We start from the raw sequence: 3272 nt of genomic DNA on the forward strand, positions 1-3272 counted from the left end.
AAAAAGAACGCAGAAACAATTAAATCCGTGTAGGAATTTTTCAATATATTCAGTAAAGCGGCTGAGCGTTCCAGCAGTTTCTTTTCTCCCCATAAACCAATATCCGTGTAATCCGAATAAACACGGAAATATAAGGTTTTGCCGACGTAATCATCAGGTAACCCAATTATGTGCCAGGGCCAGCCTTGATAATCGCCCTTGCCATCAGCATCAAAATTCCCAAAGCGATAGATGAGTTGCTGTTCAAGATAAACCTCAGCAATTAAATCAATACTGGAAATAAACACCACCGGATCAATCAGATTTGTTTCTGGCAGCGTGGTGCGATACCAGATATTTTCTCTGCCCTGTCGATTGGGGGGATGTGCTGGTTTGGGTATAGCCAGCCAGTCAGAATGGTTTTGCTGATCCGGCATAGCCCATTCTGGTTTGCCGTCAATAAAAGGAGAATCTCCCCAACGGTATTGCCAGTTTTCAAGATCGGTTTGTACCGTTGTCGCGGCAAATAACACGCCCTGCGCCACCAGTAGCGCCATAAACAAAAGCAAACGAGCCAAACGACTCGTTAGTGATAAATTATGGATAGATAAATCACTCATAACCTGCACTTCAAATGTTTTATATACACAGGCAAAAAAATACCCCTTTGATCACTCAAAGGGGTATCCATGACTTAGCCTATCCATCGGCGTGCATTATGGAAAACCCGTAACCAGGGAGCATCTTTGCCCCAGTCATCTGGATGCCATGAATGCTGAACGCTACGAATTACTCGTTCCGGATGCGGCATCATAATAGTGACACGACCATCTGTTGTGGTAAAACCGGTATGGCCATTTTCAGAACCATTTGGATTAAATGGATAACGCTCGGTCGCCTGACCATAATGATCGACAAAACGCATTGCCACCAGGGCATCATTCATGCTGCCACCTTCAGAGAAATCAATGCGACCTTCACCATGTGCTACGGCGATGGGCATGACAGAACCCGCCATACCCTGTAACAGGATTGATGGCGACTCAGTGATTTCAACCAATGAGAAGCGTGCTTCAAACTGTTCAGAAAGGTTGCGGCTGAAACGCGGCCAATGTTCACTGCCAGGAATCAGTGATTTGAGTTGTGACAGCATTTGACAGCCATTACATACGCCAAGGGAGAAGGTATCTTCACGAGCAAAAAATGCCGCAAACTCATCGCGAGCCCGGGCATTATGCAACACCGTACTGGCCCAGCCACGCCCTGCACCCAATACGTCACCGTAAGAGAAACCACCGCAGGCAACCAGACCTTTGAAATCAGCCAGGGAAACGCGGCCTTCTACAATATCACTCATGTGTATATCAACAGCAGTAAAGCCGGCATGGTCAAACGCCGCGGCCATTTCCATTTGTCCGTTTACCCCTTGCTCTCGCAGTATCGCCATTTTTGGACGATGACCACTGATAATAAAGGGAGCTGCCACTTGTTCTTTCAAATCAAAACTCAGTCTGGCATGCAAACCGGGATCCTGCGCATCATCCAATGCCGCATATTCCTGCTCGGCGCAGTCTGGATTGTCACGCAAAGCCTGCATGCGGTAACTGGTTTCCGACCAGAATTTTTGTAATACATGACGAGACTGGTTTAATACCTGTTTACCATTAACACTGAATTGAATCGTTTGTTCTGCTGTTACTTCGCCAATCAGATGGCTATGTTTGCTGAGCTCAAACTGTTGCAGGACTTCTATGACAGCATCCTGATGTTCAGCCTTAATCTGAATCACCGCCCCCAGTTCTTCGTTAAACAACACTGGCAAAGCGTCACCTAAGCCATCAATGCGGATATTCAGACCGCAATGACCGGCAAACGCCATTTCACACAACGTGGTAATAAGGCCGCCGTCACTACGATCGTGATAAGCCAATACCAAGGCATCCTGTTTCAGCTGTTGCATGGCCGCAAAGAAGTTTTTCAGATTGCGTGCATCATCGACATCCGGACCACGATGACCAACCTGGTTGTATACCTGAGCTAATGCAGAGGTCGCCAAACGGTTATGACCATGTCCAAGATCCAAATAAATTAACTGGGTCTCACCTAAATCGGTACGTAATTGAGGAGTAAGCGTTTTGCTTGCATCTGTCACTGGCGCGAAAGCACTAATAATCAGCGATAGTGGCGAAGTAACTGCTTTGGTTTCACCACGATCTTCCCAGACAGTTTTCATCGATAGCGAATCTTTACCCACTGGAATCGCAATGCCTAATTGTGGACACAACTCCATACCGACGGCTTTGACGGTGTCATACAGAAGTGCATCTTCACCACTATGACCGCAGGCAGCCATCCAGTTTGCTGACAGTTTGACATCACTGATTTTCTCAATATCGGCGGCAGCGATATTGGTTAACGCTTCACCAATTGCCATACGACCCGATGCCGGTGCATCAATCACCGCTAAAGGCGTACGTTCACCCATCGACATGGCTTCGCCCAGCAAGCCATGATGATCAGCCAATGTAACGGCACAGTCAGCCACTGGAACCTGCCATGGACCCACCATCTGATCACGGGCAACCAGACCGGTAATGCTGCGATCACCAATGGTAATCAGGAAGTTTTTACTGGCCACTGTCGGTAGTTTTAAGACCCTTTCCAACGCATCGCTAACGGTAATACCGCTCAAATCCAGTTCGGGTTTGGGTTTGCTGTGATGTTTAACATCACGCAGCATTTTGGGTGGTTTGCCTAACAACAGCGATAACGGCATATCAATCGGATGATTTTCAAATTGCGCATCACCGAGCAATAAATGCTGGTCTTCTGTGGTTTCACCAACGATAGCCCACGGGCAACGCTCACGCTCACAAATCGCCTGGAATAACTCAACATCTTCCGGATTTACACCCAGCACATAACGTTCCTGTGACTCGTTACACCAGATTTCCATCGGTGACATACCTGGTTCATCGTTGGGAATCACCCGCAGCTCAAAACGCCCACCACGGCCACTGTCATCTACCAGTTCAGGAAAGGCATTGGATAAACCACCCGCCCCCACATCATGAATCGAAACAATCGGGTTTTTGTCATTTAACGCCACACAGCGATCTATGACTTCCTGACATCGACGTTCCATTTCCGGATTGCCCCGTTGTACTGAAGCAAAATCAAGACCTTCTTCACTGGTACCGGAAGCAACAGATGAAGCGGCACCGCCACCCAGACCAATCAGCATCGCCGGACCACCAAGCACGATCAGCTGGGTGCCAGGTTGCATAATGTGT

2 protein-coding genes are annotated in these 3272 nt (G+C 47.9%); both read right to left on the reverse strand.

Annotated elements, in window-relative coordinates; genetic code table 11:
• On the reverse strand, window positions 1–599 hold a 599-nt coding region (locus tag B3O33_RS00870; protein WP_292362745.1), incomplete at its 3' end, for a hypothetical protein.
• A gap of 74 nt (window positions 600–673) precedes the next feature.
• A partial coding sequence (gene purL / locus B3O33_RS00875; protein WP_292362746.1) for a phosphoribosylformylglycinamidine synthase occupies window positions 674–3272 on the reverse strand: 2599 nt, incomplete at its 5' end.

The sequence above is a fragment of the Methylophaga sp. UBA1464 genome (genome assembly GCF_002325665.1).
Taxonomy (GTDB): domain Bacteria; phylum Pseudomonadota; class Gammaproteobacteria; order Nitrosococcales; family Methylophagaceae; genus Methylophaga.